At 49.4% G+C, this 25,314-nt stretch carries 14 protein-coding genes; 8 read left to right on the forward strand and 6 right to left on the reverse strand.

Features of this window, described 5'->3' with window-relative positions; translation table 11 throughout:
• The first annotated feature begins 460 nt into the window (after positions 1 to 460).
• The 4 genes from DESTI_RS28230 (at position 461) to DESTI_RS01045 (ending at position 7,645) form a co-directional block, all read left to right on the forward strand.
• The gene (locus DESTI_RS28230) at positions 461 to 3,781 is read left to right on the forward strand and encodes a PAS domain S-box protein (RefSeq protein ID WP_014808111.1); all 3,321 of its coding nucleotides are present in this window, start codon (positions 461 to 463) and stop codon (positions 3,779 to 3,781) included.
• Positions 3,778 to 4,218 carry a response regulator gene (locus tag DESTI_RS01035; RefSeq protein ID WP_014808112.1) on the forward strand — a complete coding sequence of 147 codons (441 nt, stop codon included), beginning with the start codon at positions 3,778 to 3,780 and terminating at the stop codon, positions 4,216 to 4,218. The genes DESTI_RS28230 and DESTI_RS01035 overlap by 4 nt, the downstream gene beginning before the upstream one ends.
• 538 nt (positions 4,219 to 4,756) lie before the next feature.
• The gene (locus tag DESTI_RS01040) at positions 4,757 to 5,941 is read left to right on the forward strand and encodes an MFS transporter (RefSeq protein WP_014808113.1); all 1,185 of its coding nucleotides are present in this window, start codon (positions 4,757 to 4,759) and stop codon (positions 5,939 to 5,941) included.
• Positions 5,942 to 5,986: 45 nt separating this feature from the next.
• Positions 5,987 to 7,645, forward strand: coding sequence for a spermidine synthase (locus DESTI_RS01045; protein WP_014808114.1), 1,659 nt, complete (start codon positions 5,987 to 5,989; stop codon positions 7,643 to 7,645).
• Positions 7,646 to 8,335: 690 nt separating this feature from the next.
• On the opposite strand, the gene DESTI_RS01050 is transcribed toward DESTI_RS01045, so the two are convergent.
• Both DESTI_RS01050 and DESTI_RS28235 read right to left on the reverse strand, forming a co-directional pair.
• On the reverse strand, positions 8,336 to 9,169 hold the full coding sequence (locus DESTI_RS01050) for an alpha/beta fold hydrolase (protein ID WP_014808115.1): 834 nt from the start codon (positions 9,167 to 9,169) through the stop codon (positions 8,336 to 8,338).
• Between the two features lie 384 nt (positions 9,170 to 9,553).
• Positions 9,554 to 12,883 (reverse strand): sigma 54-interacting transcriptional regulator, encoded by a 3,330-nt coding sequence (locus DESTI_RS28235; protein WP_052315975.1) that lies wholly within the window; start codon positions 12,881 to 12,883, stop codon positions 9,554 to 9,556.
• A 1,172-nt stretch (positions 12,884 to 14,055) separates the two neighbouring features.
• Here DESTI_RS28235 and DESTI_RS01065 point away from each other — a divergent pair.
• Both DESTI_RS01065 and DESTI_RS01075 read left to right on the forward strand, forming a co-directional pair.
• Positions 14,056 to 14,241 carry a hypothetical protein gene (locus tag DESTI_RS01065; RefSeq protein ID WP_014808118.1) on the forward strand — a complete coding sequence of 62 codons (186 nt, stop codon included), beginning with the start codon at positions 14,056 to 14,058 and terminating at the stop codon, positions 14,239 to 14,241.
• A 377-nt stretch (positions 14,242 to 14,618) separates the two neighbouring features.
• On the forward strand, positions 14,619 to 15,440 hold the full coding sequence (locus DESTI_RS01075) for a hypothetical protein (RefSeq protein WP_014808119.1): 822 nt from the start codon (positions 14,619 to 14,621) through the stop codon (positions 15,438 to 15,440).
• On the opposite strand, the gene DESTI_RS01080 is transcribed toward DESTI_RS01075, so the two are convergent.
• The gene (locus DESTI_RS01080; protein ID WP_041285861.1) at positions 15,402 to 16,139 is read right to left on the reverse strand and encodes a hypothetical protein; all 738 of its coding nucleotides are present in this window, start codon (positions 16,137 to 16,139) and stop codon (positions 15,402 to 15,404) included. The genes DESTI_RS01075 and DESTI_RS01080 overlap by 39 nt on opposite strands.
• An 823-nt stretch (positions 16,140 to 16,962) precedes the next feature.
• On the opposite strand from DESTI_RS01080, the gene DESTI_RS01085 reads away from it, so the two are divergent.
• Both DESTI_RS01085 and DESTI_RS01090 read left to right on the forward strand, forming a co-directional pair.
• The gene (locus DESTI_RS01085) at positions 16,963 to 17,238 is read left to right on the forward strand and encodes a metal-sensitive transcriptional regulator (RefSeq protein WP_014808121.1); all 276 of its coding nucleotides are present in this window, start codon (positions 16,963 to 16,965) and stop codon (positions 17,236 to 17,238) included.
• A 14-nt stretch (positions 17,239 to 17,252) separates the two neighbouring features.
• A complete protein-coding gene (locus DESTI_RS01090; RefSeq protein ID WP_014808122.1) occupies positions 17,253 to 19,145 on the forward strand; it encodes a heavy metal translocating P-type ATPase in 1,893 nt (630 codons plus the stop codon).
• A gap of 91 nt (positions 19,146 to 19,236) precedes the next feature.
• On the opposite strand, the gene DESTI_RS01095 is transcribed toward DESTI_RS01090, so the two are convergent.
• From DESTI_RS01095 to lon, 3 genes are all read right to left on the reverse strand, one after another.
• Positions 19,237 to 20,235: a zinc-dependent alcohol dehydrogenase family protein gene (locus DESTI_RS01095; protein ID WP_014808123.1), complete on the reverse strand. Its 999-nt coding sequence runs from the start codon at positions 20,233 to 20,235 to the stop codon at positions 19,237 to 19,239.
• Between the two features lie 25 nt (positions 20,236 to 20,260).
• Positions 20,261 to 21,901 carry an acyl-CoA synthetase gene (locus DESTI_RS01100; protein WP_014808124.1) on the reverse strand — a complete coding sequence of 547 codons (1,641 nt, stop codon included), beginning with the start codon at positions 21,899 to 21,901 and terminating at the stop codon, positions 20,261 to 20,263.
• A gap of 894 nt (positions 21,902 to 22,795) precedes the next feature.
• On the reverse strand, positions 22,796 to 25,204 hold the full coding sequence (gene lon, locus DESTI_RS01105; RefSeq protein WP_014808125.1) for an endopeptidase La: 2,409 nt from the start codon (positions 25,202 to 25,204) through the stop codon (positions 22,796 to 22,798).
• Positions 25,205 to 25,314: the final 110 nt, after the last annotated feature.

Raw genomic sequence — 25,314 nt, forward strand, 5'->3', positions numbered from 1 at the left:
CCTTTGCTATCTTATTCCCCTGCGAAAAGGTATTGGACCGAATATCAAAGATTCTGGCGTCTGTCCCTTGCTCAAATACAGCCGACACATAGGAAACTGTCTCGGAATATCGATCCAACATTACTTGTATTGAGAACGGACGTCCATCTGTCTTAAAAAAGAATTCGAATTTTCGCATTTTATGTGTTACATTGAGATTTATATAGCGAGCAATTATTTCGAAAAAACAGGATGCTTCCTCAGTCAAGTTTTAATTGAGGCTTTATTCTTCTCATGAGGAACACAGTCAGTCGCCTGGACGAATGCAACACCGGCCTTACTTAGGCCGTGTCGGAGCATTTTCCAAAGGTATTTCAGTAACACGTGTGTCTTCGACAAAGAAATCTTTGTTGGTTCAGTTGATTCGTCTTTTATTGATGACATCGACAATTAATGCGTTACTTGTTCAATTGGTGAAGTCATGACAATTCCGAAGTTTTCCGGGCTGCTGGTTTTGGCGGTCTTTGCCGTTGCCTTACTGGTTTTGGCTACTCTCGATATACGGACCGTTTTTGCATTACTCTTTCTGGCTCCTTTTCTGTCAATTATATTTGGCGGCATTCTTTCTATCTTCATCGCTTATATTGCCGGTAAAACATATGTGAACGGCGGCTCCTACGCAGTCCTCTTCATGGGGTGCGGCATGCTTTCGTTAGGGTTGGCCGTGTCGATAGGGAGCTATTTGGTAACCCGAGTTGGTGGAGCGAATGATGCCACTACCGTTCAGGCTGCCGGGTTTTTCTTCGGATCTGTTTTTCACGCCATAGGAGCGATTCTCAATGCTTCCGGTCGTCATCCGCATTACGGCAAAGGAAAACCTCTGACTGTTGCCGCTGCATATGCAGGTGTGACCGGGATCGTTGTGTGCGTCACATTGGCCGCCTTGAATGATGCTATCCTGCCGTTTTTCGATCCTTCGCATGGGCCGTCGATGCTAAGGCAAGCGGTTCTCGGCAGCTCGACAGTGCTTTACATTGTCTCATGCGCGTTCTTCTTCACGCATTATCTACGGTCCAGGTCAGATTTCTTCTACTGGTATGCAGTTTCTCTGGCGCTCTCTTCGATAGCAATGATCAGCTTCTTCTTCCTCAGGGCAATTGGATCTCCGATAGGATGGTTGGGGAAATGTGCGCTGTACATGAGCGGTCTCATGGCTTTGGCTGCGGTCTTCAGTTCGCTGAAAAATGCCAGATTACGAGGTGTGACCCTTGAAGAAGCCATTGCCGGACTTTTCGCGGATGCTGAAGCAGGGTACAAGATGCTGGTGGAGACTGCCACTGACGCGATAATCACTTTCGATCACTCAGGAAGGATCATCGACTGGAATTCAGCAGCCGAGAAGATGTTCGGCTATTCGAAGCAGGAGGCAATTGGAGCGTCTTTCTTCCAGCTCGTCAATGAGAACAGGAATGCGGAGCTTCAGGTTACGAAAGAAGGAGAATCTGCCTTTCATTCGTTTCGACCGGGGAACATAGAAGTGCTGTTGGAGAGGGACGACGGCCGACGGTTTCCGGCGGAAATGGCGGTATCCTGTAGAAAAGGCCCGGTCGGACTCCTTGGAACGTGCATTATTCGAGATCTTACCGAACGCAAACGGGCGGAAGCGGAGGTAAGAGATCTCAATCAGGCGCTCCAACGTACAGTGAAACAACGCACTGCAGCTCTTGAAACCGCGAGAAAGCAGAACGAATTACTTCAGGCAGTCGAGCGGGCACAAACACAATTCATAGCAGACACGGATTCAGAGACCGTCTTCGCCCATTTCTTGGAAGATTTTTGCTCACTCACCGCCAGTGAATTCGGCTTCATCGGTGAAATCGTCGAAAATGCGGACGGCCGATTACGCTTGTACCATAGAGCTGTCGTCAGCAACTCATGCAACGAACAATCCCAGCAGAACAATCATCAAGTCGATCGCACGAACGGAGAGACTCGTGAAATCAGCGGATTGTGGAGTTCGATCGACGAAGCGGCCGACCCGATAGTGTTCAATCATCCCGAAAACAACAGTCAGAGAATCGGACTGCCGGAAGATCATCCTCCTATTCGGGCGTTCCTGGGTCTTCCTTTCCTCCATAATGGCAGACTTATCGGTATGGCTGGTTTAGCCAACAGGGCCGATGGCTACGATAGCGAACTTGTCGATTTCCTTCAGCCTTATGTTATGACGTGTGCCAACATTATAAAAGCATATGATAACCAAAATCGGCGTAGAGAAGCTGAGCAACAATTGAAGAAAGCGCATGCCGAACTTGAACAAAAGGTCCGGGAACGCACAGCGAAATTAGCTCGGGAAATCGAAGAGCGAAAACAAACGGAACAGGCATTACTGGAAAGCAGGGCAAAGTACAAGGCCTTGTATGAAGATTCGGCAGACGGGATTCTTTTGTTCGATGATACTGGTACTGTCGTGGATGCCAACAAGGCAATCCTGCACATGTTCGGATACTCATTGGAAGAAATCAGGGGACAACATATAGAAGAGCTGATTCACCCCGAAGATCTGAAAGAAACGCCTCTAAAGCTGCAAGCAATCCTTGAAGGTGTATTGACCCGCCTGGATCGTCGCATGCGTATGAAAGACGGCACGTACGTGGCATGCGAGGTCTGCGGCAGACACATAGGAGATAACCTGAATCAGGCTTTGTACCGGGATATTACCGAGCGGCAACTGGCCCAGGAAGCACTCAGACAAAACGAGGAGCTTTATCGGCAAATGTTCCATGGATGTCACGCAGTGAAATTACTTATAGATCCTGACACTGCAGACATACTCGATGCAAATGCGGCAGCTTCAAAGTTTTACGGATACGAACTCGCGGATCTGAAGAAAATGAAAATAGTGCACGTCAATGTGCTATCCCCCTCAGAAATTTATGCCGAGATAGACAAAGCCCGTGCAGAACTCAAACACTTCTTCTTGTTTGAACACAAACTTGCGTCCGGAGAAATCCGGAATGTTGAAGTGTATACCAGTACACTGAACGTTCGTGGTCGAACCTTGCTTTCTTCCATCATTCACGACGTTACCAATCGCGTGAGAGCTGAAGCCGACTTAATCAGATCGAATAAAGATCTCGAGCAATTTGCGTACGTCGCTTCACACGATTTGCAGGAACCTCTGCGTAATGTAGTGAGTGCTCTGCAGATGATCGAAAAACTGTACAAAGGACGCCTCGACGAAGAATCGGACACGTTGATCCACTATGCAGTAGATTCCGCCAAGAAGATGAGGTCTCTCATCATCGATCTTCTGACGTATTCCAGGCTCAATCTAGGGCAACTGTTCGAAAGGGTAGACACCCAAAAAGTCCTGGAACAATCGCTTCACAATCTCGAGAACCTTATTTACGCGAAAGGCACGACTGTCACGTACGATGAAATGCCTGATGTACAGGGAGATGCAACGCAGTTGATGCAAGTATTTCAGAATCTCATAGCAAATGCCGTGAAATTCGGGCGTACAGATTCACCTCAAGTGCATATTTCCGCACAAAAAACCGGCAATGAATGGATTTTTTCCGTACAGGACAATGGCATCGGCGTACCGAAAGAGTATTTTGACCGCATTTTCGTCATTTTTCAGCAACTGAACAAACAGGAAACTTTTGACGGTACCGGTATGGGGCTGGCCATTGTAAAGAGAATCGTTGAACGCCACCGCGGGCGAATCTGGGTAGAATCGGAAGTTGAAGTAGGGTCGACATTTTTCTTCAGCATACCCGATGGAAGAACGTCATGACAGAGAAAATACGAGAAATAAACATCCTGTTGGTGGAAGACAATCCCATTGATGTTCTGATGACCAGAAAAGCATTGGAACGTTGGGAGATCGCGAATTGCGTAAACATCGTAAGGGATGGACAAGAGGCTCTGGATTTCCTGTTCAGACGCGGAAAATACGTAGATTCCGTAAAGCCTGATCTGGTCTTTTTGGATCTCAATCTTCCAAAGAAGAACGGGAAAGAGGTTCTATTCGAAATCAGCGGAGATCCGAACCTTTCCGGTACCGTAAAAGTTGTTGTAACCACATCCGATATTTTGATCGACGTGCAAGCATGGCGCGAACTCGGGGCGGACCTGTGCATCGTCAAGCCGGTTGATTTCGATGCGTATATAGAGATGATACTTTCCGTTCAAGATTACTGGGAAATGGTCGGGTTACAGTCCGATAACTGATTCCAATTTGCTTTCAAAGTTACACGAAAATCCCCTCTGGCCCCATAGACGCTAATTTGATCCAATTCTTTGTCCCAAAGGGACAAAAGAAAATAGCCCGGTAATTCATTGCCGGGAATTTGTGTATCAGCCGTCCCTCCGGGACTCGAAAATCATTAGATTTTTCCTTAACCGGCGATGAATCGCCGGCCTATTTTCAATTGTTCCTCCGGAACAACTAATCCAAAACTCTCTTAGTCAGCGCCTATGCCCTCTAATACCATTTCGCAATTATGTATATAAGATAGCGCAGGCTGAGGTGTTCTGAGCGGAGTGATTAGACGGCTTTGCGTCATCCGGAGCGAAGGATACCTCCAGCCTGCCAGATTATAAAAAGAAAAGCGAATCGGTATAACCCCCCTTTATTAAAGGGGGGAATGGGGGGATTTTGAATGCAAATTCGAATGAGCATCTCTTTCGCAATATTTGTTGCTGATCCGGAATTCACGTGCCACTTTCGAGGCACGGACCTGCAGCAATAAGTGGTATATAGTTAGGGATGAAAGAGAAGCAGAATGATATTTCGCTCGATTCCTGGTCCGGACTGCAACTCCTGGTTTTCTCTCTTGTTGCCGCTGCGTTTACGACCATTTACATTACCCAACCTGTGTTACCGATTTTCCGCTCCGAATTCGAGGTGGGCGAGACGTACGCGTCTCTGACCATATCAGCCGTTATCTTCGGAATAGCGCTCTCCAATTGCCCATTGGGCATCGCTGCAGATAGATTTCCCATCAAACCCATTATTTTGACCGGCGGAATAGTGATTACGCTTTGCAGTCTCGCCTGTTCCATAACCACGAGCATATCGCTACTGATAGGCACTCGTTTTGTGCAAGGCCTGTTCATTCCATGTCTCACTACGTGCGTGGCTGCATTCCTGTCCAAGACTCTGCCCAGAGAAAAACTCAATGTGGTCATGGGCTCCTATATTTCGGCAACCGTAGCAGGCGGACTCGGTGGCAGACTGCTTGGCGGTTTCATCCATCCGCCGCTGCACTGGAGATATGCCTTCGTAACCGCATCCGTAATGGTATTTCTGGCGACGCTTGCTGCATACCGGTTTCTGCCCCACGAGAAATCGAAGAACCCTGCAGATCCGGAAGATCAAGGATTTCTCGCGTTGATTGTTCGACCTGAGCTGCTCAGAACATTTCTTGTGGCCTTCAGTGCATTTTTTGTCTTTTCATCGGTATTCAATTATCTTCCTTTTTATCTTTCTTCACCTGCATTCGGGGCTTCCACCAATGCAATCACGTTCATGTACACGTCGTACGTGATTGGAATCGTTATGGGCCCCGTTGCAGGGAATCTCAGTAACCGCATGGGTAACGGTGTTATTATGGCTTTGGGTGCAGTTGTGTTTGCAGTATCCATAGGAACCACCCTTATAAAGTCAATGCCTGGAATAGCGCTCAGTTTGTGCGGAATATGCGCCGGATTCTTTGCAGTGCATGCGGCTGCTGCCGGATCGCTCAACAGAAGGCTTGTGTCCAGTAGAGGTCGAGCAAACTCGCTGTACGTGCTTTTCTATTATCTGGGCGGATTTGCTGGAATCAGTGTCAGCGGTTATATGTACGTGCTATCCGGTTGGCCCGGAATTGTCGTCACAGGATGGCTCGTCCTCATTATTCCATTCGCTACGGGTATGTGGGAACTGAAACATAGGAAGCCGACTCCCTGAACTGCATAAAATCGGAAAAGATTTCAAGTAGAAATGACTAAGCACATGATTTCACCAGAAAACAATAAACCTCATCCGCCGGGAACACGCTATCTTATTCTACTTACGTTCGTTTCCGGAATGACCATCATGGGACTGGAGATGTGCTCAGGGCGGCTCATGGCTCCCTTTTTCGGCACGTCCGTCATGATTTGGACGGTCATCATCGGATCCACCATGATAGCCTTAACAGCAGGGTACTATCTGGGAGGTCTTCTGGCCGAGAAAAAGCCAAAGGTGGAATTCCTGGCTGCGATTCTGTTTTTTGCGGCGAGTTTCGTCATATTTTTGCCCTATGTGGCTCAACCGGTCATGGAAATAGCATTGGGCAGATTTTCCGTCGCTGCGGACAGCTCGTCGAATGCGCTCGTAACTGCCCTGAGCATCTGTGCTTTGCTCATTTCCGCACCCGCAGTAATTCTGGGTATGACAAGCCCGTTCATTATTCACGTAGCAGCTTTGGATTCGTCCGGAGTGGGCCGTACTGCAGGAAAAGTCTTTGCGTTCTCAACGCTCGGTTCCATACTTGGGACCCTTATGCCTGCCTTGATTCTTCTCCCCTGGATTGGTATGCGTCTGTCTTTCCTCTTTTTCGGCGGACTGCTTCTCTGCACGGTTCTATGGCCTTTGAGAAGGTCCGGATTTTTCTATTTCGCGGCAGGTACGGGGATTGTCATTGTGGCTCTGCTCCTGGGCTTAAACGGATTGAAAGCACCATTGAAACCGCCGCTTGTCCATCAGCGCGAAACGCTGTATCAGCACGTCAGCATATTCCAAATACCCATCTCTTCACAGAAAGAAGATGCCCGGGCGACTGTGCTTCTCACGGATGCAGGAATCGGCATGCAGTCCATGTGGATCGAAGGCAGTCCCATAACGGATTCATGGCAGGACATGTTCGCACTCGTTCCACGGGTATATTATGCAGCGAATCGCAAGTTTCCGGACAAAATGCTCCTCATAGGTTTGGGAGGAGCCTGTGCCCCGTACCTCATCAGTCAACAATACCCCGATACAGTGATCGATGGAGTTGAAATCGACAGAGGGCTCCTTGAAGCTGCTGCTCCGTATTTCCCTTTCTCTTATTCCCCTCGGCTCGTTTCACACGTGAGTGACGGCAGACTCTTCATGCGTGCATCCCGCGGTCAATACGACATAGTGCTCGTGGATGCGTTTCGACCGCCTCACATTCCCTTTCACCTGGCGAGTCTGGAATTCTTTGCGGAAGTCAAACAGCGAATGACCGGGAACGGTCTCTTGGCAATGAATATAGGAACCACAGGCGACAAGCTTGTGTTCCGAGATATTGCCAACACGGTCGCTGCAGTCTTTCCTCACGTCTATTATGCTGAATACCGCCCGACTGAGGGTGGCAGCGTGTTCACCACTCGTCTTCTCATTGCTTCCGAAAACGACGCAAAAGTCAATCGACCTGAGGTGGAATCCGAAATTCTGGACTTTCCGGACCAGACCTGGAACAAGCTTTTTCAGGTCATGCGTGACTCGCAGCGATCTGCCGAGGGTTCTGAGACAAGCTTTTTCAAGAAGATTCCTTATGATTCCGCGGGAACGGTTTTCACCGACGATCTTTCAGCTTTAGAGATCGTCTCTGAGAAGGAATTTATGCCGCTTACGCTTGGGTACAAAAGTGGGGTCAAGAAGTGAGAAAGAAGTTGTTACAGTCATTGCCGAAATAGATGACCGAAACTCAGTGCAGATGTTATAGCTGTTATCGAAAGTCTTGACGGAATCCAATGCCTGCAATGGGAAGAATCAGTAGCGCCGGCGTCCCTGCCGGCGATAACTTATTGCTTTGTTTGGTGAATTGTTCGCCGGCACGGAGGCCGGCGCTACCAATTGCTGGGAACTGCTCTTCACAATCCGTGATTACTTTCGAGAATCGGTATAGTCGGAAAAAACCCCCTGACCCTCATATACCCTAAAACAGGGTCGTCGCTGGACCGCTCTATTTAGAAGATGCGGAATTCCTGTCAGTTCAAGATGTGACGAAAACCTCTATAAACAATATCGGACCTGATCATTCAGCAACACGGCTCATGATTGTCATTGCGAGGAGCGAACGCGACGTGGCAATCTCCTGACATGGGCCTGTACCTTCAGGAGATTGCTTCGCTTTGCTCGCAATGACAGCAATTCAGATACCCTGGCAAAAAAATGATGTGTTTCGCCTTGCTCACCACATCGATATTCATTGATTATGTTGAATGTGTGCCGGCACGGAGGCACGGCACCCACCAATTTCCCTAATCTTCAATCGGACACTAATTTTCGCAGTCGCTATAATCCGTTTATAAAAAGGTTCTTCGGTCTTGCCCTTTTGAAAGCGCATTTGTGTTATCGCTGCGGCGGAGACGGAGCCAGGCACGTCATGGAAAAGTCCATCAGGTTGGCATTTTCATAGGTGACCCGGTTGAGGAAGTCCAACACATGTCGAATGTATAATTCCGGTTGCTGGTCATAGGTATTGTGACCACACTTGGGGAGAACCGCCAATTCACCGTTCTTGAGCGAGCGGTAAAACGTCACGGCCTGCTCTACCTCGAAAAGGGCGCTTCGGTCCGGATACAAAACCAGCGCCGGACACTGAACGAGAGGCAATAACGGGCGAATATCGAATTTGTCCGATCCGTACGCTCCTCCTTTTGTTCGAGCCATTTCGTACAGAGATTCCGCGTGCTCTTCTCCAATCCATAACAGGAGTTTGTCACGGACCTGCGCGTCCAATTCGTGAAACGCCTTGGGAAATTTGGCGGCATTGAATTCAGCCATAGTTACATGGCTGTAACAGAGAGTGCTCGATGTGGTAATGGAGACTACCTGATCGGGAAAATCGGCTGCATAGTGAACTGCAATAACTCCTCCCTCGCACTGGCCGACCATGTGGAATCTACCAAGATTGAGCTCATGGCTGAGTTGCTTCAGATCTTGGCAATTTTCCTGACAAAAGGTACCGCTCAAGTAGAAGTCTTCAAAATCAGGCCCCCGTTCCGATCTCCCGTAGCCTCTTCTATCATACAGGACAACCCGATAACCAGCCTCCACAAGAGCGGGATATACGCCCTTCCACATGTTCAGACTGCTAAAACCGTGATGAAGAAGAACCACCGTCGGACCTTGCCCATGAATCTCGTAATAGATCTGTCTGCCTCGGATTTCCGCAAAGGGCATGTGAAACTCCTTATACTGATTTGCATTCCAAAGAGATAAAATCTGGGAAACACTTCTTGCCAAGAAGGGTTTCCCAGACCCTTCCCAAGAACTTTTAATATTCGTCCAAGACCATAGTTTTTCTCTCGAAAAAACTATGGTCTTGGGCGAGTGCTAAAAGTTTTTTGGAGGGTTCGGGAACCCTCTTTACAAAAAAGGTTCCCGTATGTTACTGCTTTGAAAGCACATCGGTATTACCGAGCATTTCAAAGAACTCATACTGCTGTTAGTTATGGAAAAAATCAAGGAAGACCGTCTTCAGAAGGACCAAATCAAGAAGAATGAACATTGGAGTTTGGCCTTCTGTATGAGGTCCGGCAGATTGAGGGAACCATACCCCAAGAATTAATCAGTTTCTTCGTCACGGAATCCCAGTGACTTCATGTAGTGCTTCAGTGAATATCGGGAAATCCCCAGCATCCTGGCTGCTCCCTGCCTGTTGCCTCCCGAGCGTTTGAGAGCCTCGGCGACAAAGAAACGTTTCAACTCCTGAGTGACTTCATTTATGGACTGCTCGCTGGGGAATGACGCTGTGAACGTTGCCCTCATACTTTCTTCCGGTTCTTCCCCGAAACCAAGGCCGCGGAGCTTGAGTTCCTGTCCGTGGGAAAGAATAAGAGATCGCTCGAGCACATTACGAAGTTCTCTCACATTTCCGGGCCAGTCATAGCGCTTTAACGCATGGATGACCTTGGGCTCGATTACCGGCATGTGAGGCAGTTGTAGTTCGCTCACAAGGTTGGAAAGCAGCTCCTTGACCAGACACGGAATATCGTCTTTCCTTTCACGAAGCGGAGGCACCCTTATGGTCAATACGCTCAGACGAAAGAACAGGTCCTGTCTGAATCTACGTTCCCGAATTTCGTTCTCCAAGTCCTTGTTGGTTGCGGCAATGAGGCGGGCATTCACGGTAACCTCTTTTTCGCCGCCGACCCTGGTGAACTTTCTCGTATCCAGGAAGGCAAGCAGTTTGGCCTGCAAAGGCAGGGAGAGTTCTCCAATTTCGTTGAGCAGCAGCGTACCCCCTTCGGCAAGCTCCAGGAGTCCTCGTTTCCGAACGATCGCACCGGTGAATGCTCCCTTTTCATGGCCGAAAAGTTCGGATTCAGCAAGCTCCGGGGCAATGGCAGCGCAGTTTACCGCAAAGTAAGAACCCCCTGCACGTCCGGAGCGATTGTGGATATAGCGAGCCAGGTAATCCTTTCCGGTTCCGCTTTCTCCCAGAAGCAAAATGGTGGCATCTCGTTTTGCAGCCATTTCTGCTTTATTCAACGTCAGTCTCATAGCCTGGGATACATAAGTTTCGGGAATAGTAATAAGGGTTTGAGATCTTCGTCGACCGGTTATATCCCGGGCTATACCCAAAATTCCTTTGACATTCCCGTCAGCGTCCTTGAGAGGCATCATGGAACACGTCAGCGTCACGCTAAATCCTTTGACACTGAAAGTAAGCTCTTTTTCGACAGATTCGCCCTGCAGCACACGAGATTCAGATTCCCGTCCCGAGCGTGCGAGTTCTTCCCCAAAAATGTCCTCAGTTCTTTTGCCGCGGATTTGCGAAGCCTTGAGTCCGGTAAAACTCTCGATTGCAGGATTCACGTCCATAAATCGACCATACACATCTTTGGTGTAAATGAAGTCGGTTGCTGCACTGAAAATGGTCTGAAAGCGCTGTTCACTCTCCTTCAATTTTGCTTCGGCTTTCTTTCTTTCAGTAACATCAGTCACAATGGAATAGATCAGTTTACGGTCGCCAATCTCAATAGGAGTGGAACTGATCTCCACGTCCCGGACTTCTCCGGAACGCAGTCTGTGCTGAAACACGAAACTCATCTTTTCTTCTGCATTGACCTTACGAATAGCATCGGCGATCTTTTCAGGGGGTGAATTGTTAATCTTCGCTATGTGCATACCGATCAACTCTTCTTGCGAGTATCCGTAGAATTCTGCTGCCGAAGGATTCGCATCCACGATGATGCCGTCGGAATTCATGAGCAGCTTGACGGATTTGTTTTTTGTAAATATCTGATCGTAACGTTCAGCGCTTTTTCGCAGGGATTCTTCAGTCTTACGATGCTCTCGGTGCGTCCGGTACGCCTGTATGATATTTGCGCAGGCCGAAATAAACGGCTGCAGATATTCTACAAGCTCAATCTGATAACCGTCTTGTCGATTTGCCAGAGCTGCTGCACCCACAAGTTTTCCCTCGAAGTGGAAAGGTAATCCCAGAAAACACTTTATTTCAGGATGGCCCTTGGGGATTCCTCCTCTTCTCGGGTCTGATGCAGGATCGTTCGACAACACAGGTGCTTCAGTCTCGATTACTTTGCCGAAAAGATTGCTTACCGTGCGAAATTCCACGGTCTGCTCCGAAATATGCTTTTGATACAATTCGCGGGTCTTCTTGTTCCAGCTAATGTCACTCATGGCATGGACCCTGAGGATGGATCCTTCTTCAGGCTCGGGCAGTATTTCACCAATGGAGCCGAATTCACTGCCCGTAAGAGCGAGGAGTTTTTCCAGGAGATTTCCGAAAAGCACCTTGGGCTTTGCGTCCGAGATGAACTGCATCTGAGCATCATGTATTGCTTCGAGCAGCGCATTTTTCCGCCGGAGAGCCTCTTCTGTCCGCTTCAGATCCGATATGTCGGTGAGAACAGCTATGCTTTGAACGATCTTGCCTCGAAAATCTCGTTCCGCAGCCGCTGAAAAGATGACATCAAGCAATTCCCCATTTTTCTTTCTAAACTGGTATTCGGTGTTTCTCAGGGATCCTGTTTCCAGAAAGACCGGCAAATCCTCACCGAGAGCTTTGGTCCTCGACTCTTCCGTCATAAATTCCGTGATATGGCGCCCCACCACCTCATCACGTGCATATCCCATGACCTCAAGCCAATAATCAGTGACATCCATGATATATCCGTTACGATTCACAGAATCCATGAGTGCCGGCGCTTTTTCAGTAATGAGCTTGACACGTGCCCGTGCTGAATTCAGTTCGGCTGTCTGATATTCGAGCTTCTGATCGAGAATGAGGTGTTTCTTCTGAATACGCTCTTCGCGTCGCTTCCAATCGACGATGGCTCCAAGGAGTTTTGCGGCGGTGGACAATCGCTTCTTGGCCATCTCGATAATGTATTCAGGGCGAGACGGATAGGAACTTAACTGCTGTTCCAGTTCTTTCGACGATATCTTGAATTTTCGCGCAATCCGACGGATAGAGTTCATATCAGCGGGAGGATCGCCAAAACCGAAGTTGATTGCGCCTACAATATCATTGCCAGCTCGTATAGGCGCTGCATAGAGACGAATACCTCCGTGGCATTCGGCTTCAGCCTCAAGTCCCGATTCAATAGCTCTTTTCGACGCTGCCCAGCAGGACTCGTGACACAGCCAATTTCCACTTTTTACTGCTTCCTCCTGGCTGATACTTCCGCACAAATCCCGCGATGCTCGACTGAGAAGTCTGCACCAACCAGAAGCAAAAATTCCGATGACTGGCTGTCCTGTGCTGGTATGAATAGAAGAGGCCGAATTGACAAGTTCGAGAAAATCTTGAGTTATTGCTTTAAGATTTTCTTCTCCGACTGCTTCCAACAGTTCGTCACACCCAACCGGAACCGAAGTAAGTTCCGGATGTCCTGGTTCAAAGCTGGGTTCAAAATTTTCTCGCATGTATAACTTCGTCCACAAACTCGAAAGCTTTGGGTTAGGAACAATCTTTTTGTACTTAACTTCTGTTAAAATAAGATTCTCAAAGTAACTAGTCAATCCACTCTGTAAATTATCGCAATACTGAATATTTTTTTGGAAGATACACGGATAACTCGACAGACTTACTCTCTTTCGGGGCGTTGTACGACTGATTGAACCTGCCGGCTCGGGTTTACGAATGAACTGGCGGCTTGGATTCATGCAAGGCTTCAGTCTCGGGCAGTGGTTTGAGAGGTATTTTGTCTGAGTGCGTGGGATGCCGGTGAGCGAAGCGAACCGCATCTTTTTTGCCAGAGTGTCTGAATGACTGTCATTGCGAGCGAAGCGAAGCAATCGCCTGAAATTAAGCGCCTGAGTGCCAGGCGATTGCCACGTCGCTACGCTCCTCGCAATGACAACGATTAAGTTAGTTGCTGAATGGTGGACTCCTAGCTGCTCGCGGGTGTTTTCCGTCAACATGGGTCGGCAGAGACGCCGACCCCCACCAGGAAAGTTGAAAGTGGATGCTCTTATTTTAACGCCTATGGGGGTCAGGGGGGAGTTGAATCCGACAAAACTTTTGGTAGACACTATAGTATCGCCTGGGGACAACATGTGACGCGGATCGGAATTTGAGGCGGACATTCTTGACAAAAAGAGTCTCTCAATACCCTCTTTTTGAGGGCAAAATGGTTTACTAAATAATTGCAGAACGGTTCATTTTTTCATTGACATGAATCAGTAAGCTGGTCTAATATTTTTTGTTTGTAGAGAATAGGATTTGGCGTAAGATGTGCCCCGACGAAAATTACGGTTATTGTCTGTACGCGCAAGGCAGGAATTCTTGCGCTTCGTCAGCGCAGACAACTCTGTCGTTAGTTCGCATCGATCGTGACCGCGTCGTGGAAATTCTTGGAAGGGGAAGCGGGAGCCATCCTTTCGCAACCGAAACATCTTCCAAAGGTTTTCAACCGGAACCTTCGTATGCGCACCGGGGTCCCGCAACCGAATGGTTGCAAAAAATTAACCGAAACCGAGATCTCTTCTGCGATACAGAGAAAATTGGAGCGGAAACCTCACCTTTTTTATTAAAAGAGGGAACCTTCGGCGGGGAAAGAGATCATACAAGGTTATCAGGTTGGAAGGAGTGACTTATGTTGAAGATGGAAGGCTCCAGAGTGCGAATGACTCCCGAGAACATTCACCAAATGCTTAAAGAAGGTCTTTCCTTCAAAGAGATAGCTGCTCGATGCGACGTTTTCGAGGATGCCATTGACGCTTCTCTGGTACGATGGCTGAATCAAGGGCGCTGGCCTATCGAGGACGATGTAGCGGCTTAGACAAGTTGCTCATCCGGCCGTTCCCCCATTCCATAACACACCATGGCCGAAAAAATTCACGAAGTGGCAAGCTTTAACATTCAATTGGGAGATCGCACCAAAAAATGCGATTTCCCACGAACCACCAGAAACACCTCCTTTTTTTTCTTCACCCTGCTCTGCAACCTAATCTGAAGTTTACAATTGATTATCTATGGTGGATTTTCGGAATCCCCGCGAAAGATACTTTTTTCCAGCTATACTCGAGCTATACGGGAAATTTCGGAAACATAATTCGGGAAGTCTGCGAAAATTACCGACATTCCTTATTGCCCCGGAGCTGCTAAAAGTATATAAACCGTGCTGCCTGAACATCCTCCCCCGAGAGGAGAATTCCTATGCGCTTGGCCGGATTTATCTACCGTGTGTTTTTGTGTCTTTTATGTATGTCCTCGTTTTTTGAGACGGCCTGGGCTCAGGAAACGTTTCGCCTGACTTCTTTCGCCAAATTCCGATTTGGTATGGATTCCGGTTACATCTGGCACACTGGGGATATGCTCATTCCCGCAGGTGGACGCATCGGGTCCGGGACGAAAGTCGACGTGAACACGGATCTGGGGGTGGATCAGTCAGAAGCCACTGCTGTCACATTGAACGCGGCCATTCAGGATTTGCACTATGTAAATTTCGAGTATCTCATGTACTCGCCTTCAGGTACGCGACGTCTTACCAGGCCTTTTCTGTTCCACAATCGAACGTACTCGCCGGAAACACTCCTGGAAACAAAGCTCGATTTCAACTGGCTGAGATTGGAGTACGGGTACAAGCTGTGGGATGAGACTTCCTGGTGGGTAGCGCCCAGAATTGGCGTACATCACATTCGGTACACTGCTAGTCTCAATGGAACTACGGAAGAAGAAGGATTGACTTCAAATACGCGCAGTCTGGATGGAACGTATCCCGTTGTCGGTTTGGAAGCGCGCTATCTGTTTCCTCTCGGCGCTGAATTGATTGGAGAACTGGAAGGTATTCATCTGATCACTCGCGGGTTTCTCACCCTCGGCCGCGTGGAGGTGCGTCTGGATGTGCATCCGGACGTCACGCTCAGTCTTGCGGGATTCAGCAGAATCGTTCAGTATCAGGAAGACTTTCAGCCGTTGAATAACGAATGGTACTTTTCTCTATTTGGTTGGACCGCGGGAGTATCTTTCGCGTTTTGAAGGATCGTCGGATGGTGTTGCAGCAGCTTTCCTCCATGCCGCGGGATTCCGAGCAAGCCTGGATTCGACGTGCTGAGTGTATAGAGCGGTAATCTTCTTTGTTAATTCAGGGTGATCGTTCAGGACATCAGGAAAACAGATCGCGTGATACGTGATATCCAACGATGTATACGTGCTCTTACCCAAATCTATGTACCGTTCACGATTGAGATAATTAGGATCGTAGATCTTTATTAAATTCTTCTCAGAAACCCATTCGTACGCCAGAACAGCGTGAAGCACAACGCCTCTCGGACCTTTGTTCATAAGGAGCACTATGCTGGGATTTCCGGAAACCAAATTTCCCAGGAACCTCCGGGTGCTCGCATTCTGATGCCCCTGATATCTATTGCAGTAATCCGCTTGAACGCCAACAAGGTTTTTGCTGTAGAATCCCTGGAGCTCTTTTGCCAAAATTTGCTGAGTTTTCTTATCCATGATCTGCCGTAAGCACGGCCCGCCATTGCGGTTCAGATAATACCACCGGGAAAAAGAGGCCATAGCGAAACAGTACCCAGGTGCGTTTGAGATGGCAAAGGCATCTTTGCACACGTCAAAGCCGGTCTGAGCACGGGAGTTTTCGTTAAAGACATGAAGGATTAGGACAACCAAACCGATGCATGCATATCTGCACACACCACGACCTAAAAACAATTTCATAATCATACCCCGTTTTTATGCAGCCGTGTGATCCCGATTATACTAAAAATGAATTGAAATGACAAGCTGTTCCGCAGAAATACTAGGCCAAGCCTCATGTAAGACTGTTTTTTGTTAAGCTCAGACCTCGTTCATTAAAAGGTTTTCATTCAACAAAGAAGAGAGCCGGCAAAGAGGCAATCCTTACAAGAGACTGTCTGACAGAATTCCATCACTCTAAATTTAAACAAGAAAAGCAGGATAGCGCTGCAGCGGACCCCTTGGCAACTATCCAGTCACGCATAGGAGAGGTTTCTTCGGCCCCGAAAGGGGCTACGCAACAATAGCCGTGGGTGCAAACCCACGGAAGCGATACGGCAAATCCTTTGTCTTCGCGACCCTGGAAGGGTCCACCAATGACATTTGAGAATCTTTGCCTGTTGGTCGACCCTTTCAGGGTCGTTGAACCATGCCTATGGGCATGGCGCTGTCCACGGGTTTACGAGACTGTCTCAAAATTCTCGAATGCACAACAAATCGTGCCACGATTCTCCATCTTCATAGGGGTAGGCCTAGTGCCTACCCTTATTTGGGCGGACACGAGGCCCGCCCCTACAATCAGCCCAGCAGGACGACCAGAACTTCGTGCCACGATATGGGTAAATTTCGACTTTTAAGACACTTTCTTACACCCGTGGCTACTATTGGGCCACCCTTCGAGGGCGCCGATTCCGTACTGCCCGCACGTAATTGAACGATTACAATCTTTGCACAAAACTTCTTGACAAGGGACTACCGTTGGTAGATACATATACAGAGTATATGTATTCAGAAAGGCTCCAGAATGGCACTTTGCGGAGACGATCACAAGAAACTCGCAGACAGAATCAACCGCGTTGAAGGGCAAATCAGAGGACTCAAAAAAATGGTCCAGGAGGATCGTGATTGCTTTGAAGTCCTCAAACAGGTTGCCGCAGCGTCGGGTGCATTACGGTCCATAGGTATGATGATTCTTGAAGACCATCTGAAAGGCTGTGTTTCAGATGCCATACGGAACCGAACCAATGAAGACGAGTTGATTCGGCAGGCCATCGATATCTTTCTGAAATTTACAAAATAAAACGAGGATTGGATATGATAGGACGCTTTGCTCATCTCGGAGTGTATCGTGAATTGGCACGATCGCGTGAGATGTACCGGGTTGCCGCAGGAGGAACTCTGGGTCTCGCCGGCTATCTGTGGAACGAGACGCGTGGTGCAGAAACGGACTTCGGACAAATACTCATCTTGGCTTCCCTTGCCGTAAATGGGTTTCCCATCGTATGGAACGCATTTAAGGGTTTGTTCGGCCGTAAGGTTAACGTGGACGAACTGGTAAGTCTTGCGATTATTGCCAGCCTCATGCAGGGTGAACTCTTAACGGCCGTGGTAGTGAGTTTCGTCATGATGCTTGGCTCTCTCATCGAGCAGGTGACGACGGGCGCTGCTCATAATGCCATCCGTTCCCTCATCAACATTCATCCGGAAACGGCAACTATTCTTGCGGACGGTGGGATGCGAACCGTATCTGTGGCAGACGTAAACGTTGGAGACATCCTTCTCGTAAAGCCGGGTGACCGAATACCTGTGGATGGAATAATCGAGAACGGCGCCACCACTGTGGACGAGTCTCCTATGACCGGGGAACCCCTTCCTCAAGAGAAAACCGTGAAGGACATGGTCTTTGCCGGTACGTTGAATCAGACAGGCGTCATTGAGATTCAGGCTAAATCGGTTGGTGAAGACAGCACCTTGGGAAAGGTTATCAAGCTTGTTTCAACAGCCGAAGACTATAAACCGCGGTCTGTAAAAGTGATCGATCGATACGCGACGTGGTTCACACCGACAATACTGATCTGCGCTGGATTGGCCTGGTGGATAACAGGAGATTCGGCCCGAGCCATCACGGTTTTGATCGTCGGGTGCCCCTGTGCACTTATCCTTGCCACTCCCACTGCCATTGTCGCAGCAATCGGCCGCGCGGCCAAATCAGGCGTCCTGGTGAAGGGCGGACGATTTCTGGAAGAAGCGGGACGTGCAAATGTAGTTCTTTTTGACAAAACGGGAACCCTGACCAGAGGTGAACCCCGGATCAACACGATTGTCTCCGTTGAAGGCATAGACATGAAGGATGTCTTGGCTTTTGCGGCTTCTGTCGAGCAAAACTGTACGCATCCTCTTGCACGGGCAGTGCTGAAGGCAGCTCACTACGCTAAAGTGACATTCGCCAAAGCCGAAGACATGGTAGCGGATATCGGATTGGGCGTAAGGGCCTGCGTAAACGGCAGAATCATCGAAGTGGGAAGCGCGTACCTTGGAGGCGGCAGCTTGAACCTGCCTCTTCTGCTGCGCCAACATGTGGAAGATTTTAGAGAAAACGGGGTGACTCCATTAGTCGTATACGAGAATCGGCGGGCACTCGGTGTTCTGGCGGTCTCTGATCCCGTCCGACCCGCTGCCCAGAATACCGTTTGCTCTTTAAAGAGGTTGCATATTGAATGTGTGGGCATGGTTTCGGGCGATCACGAGAAATCGGCCCGTCGCGTGGCGGATGAGGTGGGTTTGACCGAGGCATGGTCAAACCAGAAGCCCCAGGATAAGCTACAAGTTATCAGGGACTTCCAGGCTTCCGGAAAGACTGTGATTTTTGTGGGTGATGGCATCAATGACGCTCCTGCCCTAGCCACTGCAAATGTGGGTGTCGCCATGGGAGCTGCCGGTACGGACGTGGCTTTGGAAACCGCCGATGTCGCTCTCATGAATGACGATATTTCTAAGATTCCGTTCCTCATCACTCTGGGCAGAAGAACACTCTCAACGATCAAATGGAATATAGCTTTCGGATTACTGTTCAATGCCGTGGCGGTTCTGGCGAGTGGATGGGGGCTTCTGTCCCCGATCATGGGGGCAATCGTTCACAACGTCGGTTCAGTTCTCGTTGTACTGTCCTCTGCGCGGTTAGCGTTCGGCACCGAGAGAAAAGGTTAATCGTCCAATGCGCTTTCGGTGGAGAACATTTCGCGCTCTCGTGAGTTATCGCTGAGGCCTGTTTTCTTCGATTATCCCTCAAGTGGCGAATTCAAGCTGGAGTCAGGATCGCACCGGCTTTCAATTCGCTGTTCTTCATCATAAGAAGCACTTCGTTTGCCCTTTCCAAGGAGAATTCCTGGACCACCGTGCGGATAGGGATCTCCGCTGCAATCCGAAGGAGTTCTCGTGCGTCGCTTCGAGTGGTGTTCGCCACGCTTTTGACAGTACGTTCCCAATAGATGAGGCTGTAATCCATTTCGGGAATTGGAGTCATGGTGATTCCCGCAAGAACGAGGGTGCCACCCTTTTCCAATGTTCGTAGCGCAACGGGGACAAGAGGACCCGCGGGAGCAAAAATAATCGAGGCTTGCAGCAAGGTTGGAGACAACTCATCCGGAGCTCCGACCCATACTGCTCCCAATTCTCGAGCCAGTTGCCGATGTTTTTCTCCGCGAGTGAACACGTGCACGCGACAGCCCAACTTGACGGCCACCTGAATCACCACATGGGCGGAATTCCCGAACCCGTACAGGCCGAGATTGCCTCCGGGTTGGATCTCACTCAGTCTTAGTGCGCGATAACCGATCACTCCGCCGCACAGCAGTGGCGCGGCATCTGCATCTGAGAATACCGACGGAATGGGAAATGCAGATCCCTCCGGCACTGTCATGTACTCTGCGTACCCGCCGTTAGCATGGTATCCGGTAAATTGTGCCGAACTACAGAGGTTTTCCCGGCCCTCGAGACAGAAGGAGCATGCTCCGCAACCGGAGAAAAACCACGTTACGCCGACGCGGTCTCCGATCTGGTGTATTTCGGATTCCGGCCCGGTTTTGTCGACTGTGCCCACGATTTGATGTCCCGGGATCACAGGGAGTTTCCGGATTTCCAGGTCACCTTCTACTGTATGAAGATCCGTGTGACAGACACCGCACGCAGAGACTTTGATGCGTATCTCTCCCTGACCTGGTTCAGGAATTGGTATTTCAGACAATCTGAGAGGCGAGGCTTCTATGGGCCCCGTTTTTTCCAGAATCATTGCCTTCATGAAAACTCCTGGCTCCATACCACAGTTACTGCTGTTTGGATTTCCGTTCGATCTCCCGTCTCTTTAGCTCTTTTCGTATAATCTTGCCGGTTGCTGTCATGGGGAGTTCGTCTACGAATTCGATCTCTCTGGGGAACTCATGGGCAGCCAGCCGGGTTTTGACGAAGTTCTTGATATCGTTTTCCAAAGCAATATCCGGAGACGTCCCCTGCTTCAGAACAATGAAAGCCTTCACGATTTCGGTACGGACCGCATCCGGGCTCCCTACCACCGCTGCCATTCCTACTGATGGATGTTTTAGGAGACAATCCTCTATTTCCGCGGGTCCTATTCTGTACCCTGCGCTCGTGATGATGTCGTCCTTACGACCCACAAACCAGAAGTAGCCTCGCTCGTCTTTTCGAGCCAGATCGCCGGTAAGGCACCAATCACCTGCGTATTTGTCTTTGGTTGCAGCGGGATTATTCCAGTATTCCAAAAACATGACCGGGTCGGGTCTTTGCACCGCAATCTCACCCGATGTTCCCGCCGGAACCGGAGTCCCGGATTCGTCAACTACTTCAACGCGGTGACCCGGGATAGGACGGCCCATTGAACCCGGGACAATCTCCATTATTTCGCTGCAATTCCCGAGAGTGAGATTCACTTCCGTCTGACCGTAGAACTCATTGATCGTGAGGCCCATCACCTCTTTGCCCCAATCCAGCAATTCGGCACCGAGGGTCTCGCCTCCACTGCCGATTGAACGCATACGAAACTGTTTGCCACCCCAGGGATCTTTCACCTGTCGCATGAGCTTGAGTGCTGTAGGTGGCATGAATGCATTCCGAATACCGTGTTTGGCGATAAAATGGAATGCATGCTCGGGGTCGAATTTTCTTGCCCGATGCGCCACCACGGGAATTCCATGATGCCAACTGGGAAAGAGCACGTCTATGAGTCCGCCGATCCATGCCCAATCCGCAGGTGTCCAGAACAGGTCGCGTTCCTGGGGAAAGAAATTATGAGGAAACTCCACTCCCGGAAGATGTCCCAGAACGACCCTGTGTGCATGAAGAGCTCCTTTGGGAGGGCCGGTAGTACCGGAAGTGTATATGATAAGAGCAGGATCATTAGGCCCGGTCGGTTTGGCTTCGAACCGATCCGAACCTTGTTCCAGCAGATCCCAGAAATCGTGTGCGACTCCTCCCGTATCACCGGAAGTCACGACAATGAGCTTCAGATTCGGGAGCTTGTCCCGGATATCCAGGATTTTTGACAAATTGACTTCATCCGTGATCAAAGCTGAAGCAGCGCTGTTGGACAATCGATATTCGAGAGCGTCGGTTCCGAATAACGTGAACAGAGGAATGGCTATTCCTCCTAACTTGTAGACTGCAAGGTGACTCACGGCAGTCTCGGGGCACTGTCCCAGGAGTATACCTACACGATCTCCCCGTGAAATTCCTTTTGCTTTCAGAGCATTTGCCAGCTTGTCGGAGAATCCCTTCAGTTCGCGAAATGTGAACGCCCTTACCGATCCGGCTGTGTCTTCGTAAATGAGTGCCGTTCGATCCGGCCGATCGGCCCATTTGTCACAAATATCCACTGCAATATTGTAACGATCGGGAATACGCCATTGGAAGGATTCGTACGTTCTTTCGTAGTTCTCGGCACGGTTCAGCATATGGACATCCTTTGCAACAGAATCTTCGACCTGCACGAGTGCAGGTTCGGAGAAAAGAACAAATTTAGCGATTCAGGGGACAACGTATTGAGTGAGTAATGTCTATGCGACGACGTGAAAACGAGCATCCACTCGAGATATCTGGCAATCTCAAGCTCCAGACCGATATTCTTCCTTTCCCGATTGCGAGTCAAGCCAAATGCACATGAATCCGTATGCACTCAGTTATTCGCGGGAAAAATCCCCCCTCCCCCCCTTTACAGAAGAGGGGTGAAGAAGCGCCCGCAATTCCCCCTTAATAAAGGGGAGTTAGGGGCATAAGCCATCAAAGAAACAGATAACTGTCATTGCGAGGAGCGCACCGGCGTGGCAATCGCCTGGGGTTCAGCGCTTAATTTCAGGCGATTGCTTCGCTTCGCTCGCAATGACAGTCATTCAGCGACTCTCAAAAAGACGCGGTTCGCTTTGATCATCACATCTTACGCCGTATTCTTATTTTAACGTCCATGGGGGTTGGGGGGATTTTTCGACTAACATCTGCACTGAGTTTCGGTCATTTATTTTGGCAATGACTATAATCTGCGTCGAAGATGAGCCCCATGCCCTGGCCCATCCATGTGTTCAAAGTTGTGTCATGCTTGAAGTCGCGATCTTTCGCGACCGATGCGGTTCGCTTCGCTCACCGGCATCCTACGCACGAATCTCATTCTAGCACCTATGAGAATTGCCACGGATCTTTTTCTTTGATTGTGAACTCGTACGACCGGAGCGGCCACAGGAAGCGATTTGTGCGATTCTAAGGGTCTCTGGGGGGAGGGTTCGGCGAAAAACTTGCACTCGGAAGTCTTTCGCCGATGTGTCTTTTCTGGTTACCCGATCCCGTACCGGGAGAGTCTATTGCTTCAACTGAACGCTTTCTTCCACAGCAGCAGTCGGATTTTGGGTGAATACCGCCTGATCCAAATCAGCAAAAACAATCTGCAGAACCTCATCCATGTGGTCTACAGGTATGATTTTGAGGCCTTTCCGTATACCGTGTGCCACTTCTTTGAGGTCCTTTTCATTCTCCCGGGGAATTATTACACGCTCGATAAGGCCTCTTTTGGCTGCCAGGAGCTTTTCTTTCAATCCTCCGATAGGGAGCACCTGACCGCGAAGAGTGATCTCACCGGTCATCGCGAGATCGTTAGGAAACGGTTTCTTGGTGAGTGCGGAAATAATCGCCGAGGTCATGGTTATTCCTGCAGAAGGGCCGTCTTTCGGGGTGGCTCCTTCAGGAACGTGGATGTGGATATCGACTTTGTTGTAGAAGTCAGTCTTCAGGCCCAGTCCCCAGGCTCTCGATCGCACGTAGCTCATCGCAGCTTGTGCGGATTCCTGCATGACTTCGCCGAGTTTTCCAGTCACGGTGAGCTTCCCCGATCCGGGCATTGTGGCCACTTCAACAATCAGCAGTTCACCGCCAACTTCGGTCCAGGCCAATCCTGTTGCAATGCCGACCTTTTCGCTTTCTTCCCTTTTGCCGTATCGGAACTTGGGAACGCCGAGAAATCGGCCAACCTGGCGGGCCTCTATCTCAATGCGTCCGTTGAGTGTGCCGCCCACGACGTCTTTTGCCACTTTTCTGCAGATTTTCGAGAACTGGCGTTCCAGGTTTCGGACTCCGGCTTCTCTCGTATACCGACGAATCACTCTCAGGATCGCTTTCCTCGAAAACGCAATGTAATCGTCCGAAAGTCCGTTTGCCTCCATCTGTTTGGGAACAAGGAATCTTTCGGCTATTTTGAGCTTTTCCAGCTCGGTGTAACCGGGGAGGCGGATAATCTCCATTCTATCCTGAAGGGGAGCAGGGATGCCGTGCAGTGTGTTCGCCGTTGTAATGAACATTACCTGTGAAAGATCGTAATCTACATCAAGATAATGATCGTTGAACGTATGATTCTGTTCCGGGTCCAGGACTTCCAATAATGCAGCAGAGGGATCTCCTCGGAAATCCATGCTCATCTTGTCCACTTCATCCAAGAGCATCACCGGATTAACCGTTTGGACCTTCTTCATACTTTGTATGATTTTTCCGGGTAATGCGCCAATGTAAGTTCGCCTGTGGCCGCGTATCTCGGCTTCGTCGCGTACGCCTCCCAAAGAAATGCGTACGAATTCCCTCCCCGTTGCCCGTGCGACGGATCGAGCAAGGGATGTCTTGCCCACACCGGGAGGTCCAACAAGGCAGAGGATCGGTCCTCTCGACCTCGTCACGAGTTTCTGTACTGCGAGATATTCGATGATTCGCTGCTTGACTTCTTTGAGCCCGTAATGATCCTCATCCAGAATCTGCTGAGCCTGGTCGATATTGAGATCCGATTCGGATTTGGTCGTCCACGGGAGAACAAGAAACCAGTCGATATAGTTTCTCACAACCGTCGCTTCAGCAGACATGGGCGACATCAGTTTGAGCTTGCGAATCTCTTTTCGGACCTTGGTCTCCGCTTCAGGCGGCAGATTCTTCTTGGCCAATTGCTCTTCGAGATCGGCGATTTCATTCTTAAAGTCGTCCTTTTCGCCCATCTCTTTCTGAATAGCCCGCATTTGCTCGCTAAGGTAATATTCTTTCTGGCTCTTCTCCATCTGCTTCTTGACGCGATCTCGGATCTTCTTCTCGATTTCCGCGATTTCGATCTCACTCTGCATCAGCTCCAGCACTCGTTCAATACGCGCGGTCAACGATGAGAGTTCCAGTAATCGCTGCTTGTCCTCAATCTTGAGGTTTAATTGTCCGGCTATGGTATCGGCAAGGCGAGCCGGGTCCGTCATACCTCGAACGGATGACACAAATTCCTGGGGTATTTTCTTGTTATGGGTGAGATAGCTCTCGAACACTCCTTTTAATCCTCGAACCAGCGCCTGAAGCTCGATTTCTTTTTCAGGCATCTGATCCACGAGAATCTCGACTTCAACTTTAAAGAACAGGTCGTGATCTATAAATTTTCTGATTGCTCCTCTTCGCCGGCCTTCTACAAACACTTTAATGGTGTTGTCCGGGAGCTTGAGCATTTGAATAATTTGGCCGACGGTTCCAATAGTGAAGATATCCTCTTCCTGAGGATTGGTCTGCTGAGCATTCATTTGGGAAGCCAGGAAAATCAGCTTGTCTGATTTCATGGCGGATTCCAGAGCTTTTATCGATCGATCTCTTCCCACGAACAAGGGAACCACCATATGGGGGAACACGACTATATCCCTTAACGGGAGAAGAGGCAGGAAAACAGGACTGGAAGGATTATCCTCCTTTTTTGCAAAGAGCATGGGAGTTCCTCGTATAATGGGTCTGGGGAGACGAGTCCCGTCCCCAAAATAGACGGACCTCGCCTCATGTGGTTTAGATTAGGTGGAATTGCCCGGGCATTCCGGACGCG

This window comes from Desulfomonile tiedjei DSM 6799 (assembly GCF_000266945.1).
GTDB lineage: Bacteria > Desulfobacterota > Desulfomonilia > Desulfomonilales > Desulfomonilaceae > Desulfomonile > Desulfomonile tiedjei.

What these genes read in the sequence shown, in the direction of transcription:
- DESTI_RS28230 (WP_014808111.1), top strand. Translation starts at nt 461, where the DNA reads ATGACAATTCCGAAGTTTTCCGGGCTGCTGGTTTTGGCGGTCTTTGCC.
- DESTI_RS01035 (WP_014808112.1), top strand. Translation starts at nt 3,778, where the DNA reads ATGACAGAGAAAATACGAGAAATAAACATCCTGTTGGTGGAAGACAAT.
- DESTI_RS01040 (WP_014808113.1), top strand. Translation starts at nt 4,757, where the DNA reads ATGAAAGAGAAGCAGAATGATATTTCGCTCGATTCCTGGTCCGGACTG.
- DESTI_RS01045 (WP_014808114.1), top strand. Translation starts at nt 5,987, where the DNA reads ATGATTTCACCAGAAAACAATAAACCTCATCCGCCGGGAACACGCTAT.
- DESTI_RS01050 (WP_014808115.1), bottom strand. Translation starts at nt 9,169, where the DNA reads ATGCCCTTTGCGGAAATCCGAGGCAGACAGATCTATTACGAGATTCAT.
- DESTI_RS28235 (WP_052315975.1), bottom strand. Translation starts at nt 12,883, where the DNA reads ATGCGAGAAAATTTTGAACCCAGCTTTGAACCAGGACATCCGGAACTT.
- DESTI_RS01065 (WP_014808118.1), top strand. Translation starts at nt 14,056, where the DNA reads ATGTTGAAGATGGAAGGCTCCAGAGTGCGAATGACTCCCGAGAACATT.
- DESTI_RS01075 (WP_014808119.1), top strand. Translation starts at nt 14,619, where the DNA reads ATGCGCTTGGCCGGATTTATCTACCGTGTGTTTTTGTGTCTTTTATGT.
- DESTI_RS01080 (WP_041285861.1), bottom strand. Translation starts at nt 16,139, where the DNA reads ATGAAATTGTTTTTAGGTCGTGGTGTGTGCAGATATGCATGCATCGGT.
- DESTI_RS01085 (WP_014808121.1), top strand. Translation starts at nt 16,963, where the DNA reads ATGGCACTTTGCGGAGACGATCACAAGAAACTCGCAGACAGAATCAAC.
- DESTI_RS01090 (WP_014808122.1), top strand. Translation starts at nt 17,253, where the DNA reads ATGATAGGACGCTTTGCTCATCTCGGAGTGTATCGTGAATTGGCACGA.
- DESTI_RS01095 (WP_014808123.1), bottom strand. Translation starts at nt 20,235, where the DNA reads ATGAAGGCAATGATTCTGGAAAAAACGGGGCCCATAGAAGCCTCGCCT.
- DESTI_RS01100 (WP_014808124.1), bottom strand. Translation starts at nt 21,901, where the DNA reads ATGCTGAACCGTGCCGAGAACTACGAAAGAACGTACGAATCCTTCCAA.
- lon (WP_014808125.1), bottom strand. Translation starts at nt 25,204, where the DNA reads ATGCTCTTTGCAAAAAAGGAGGATAATCCTTCCAGTCCTGTTTTCCTG.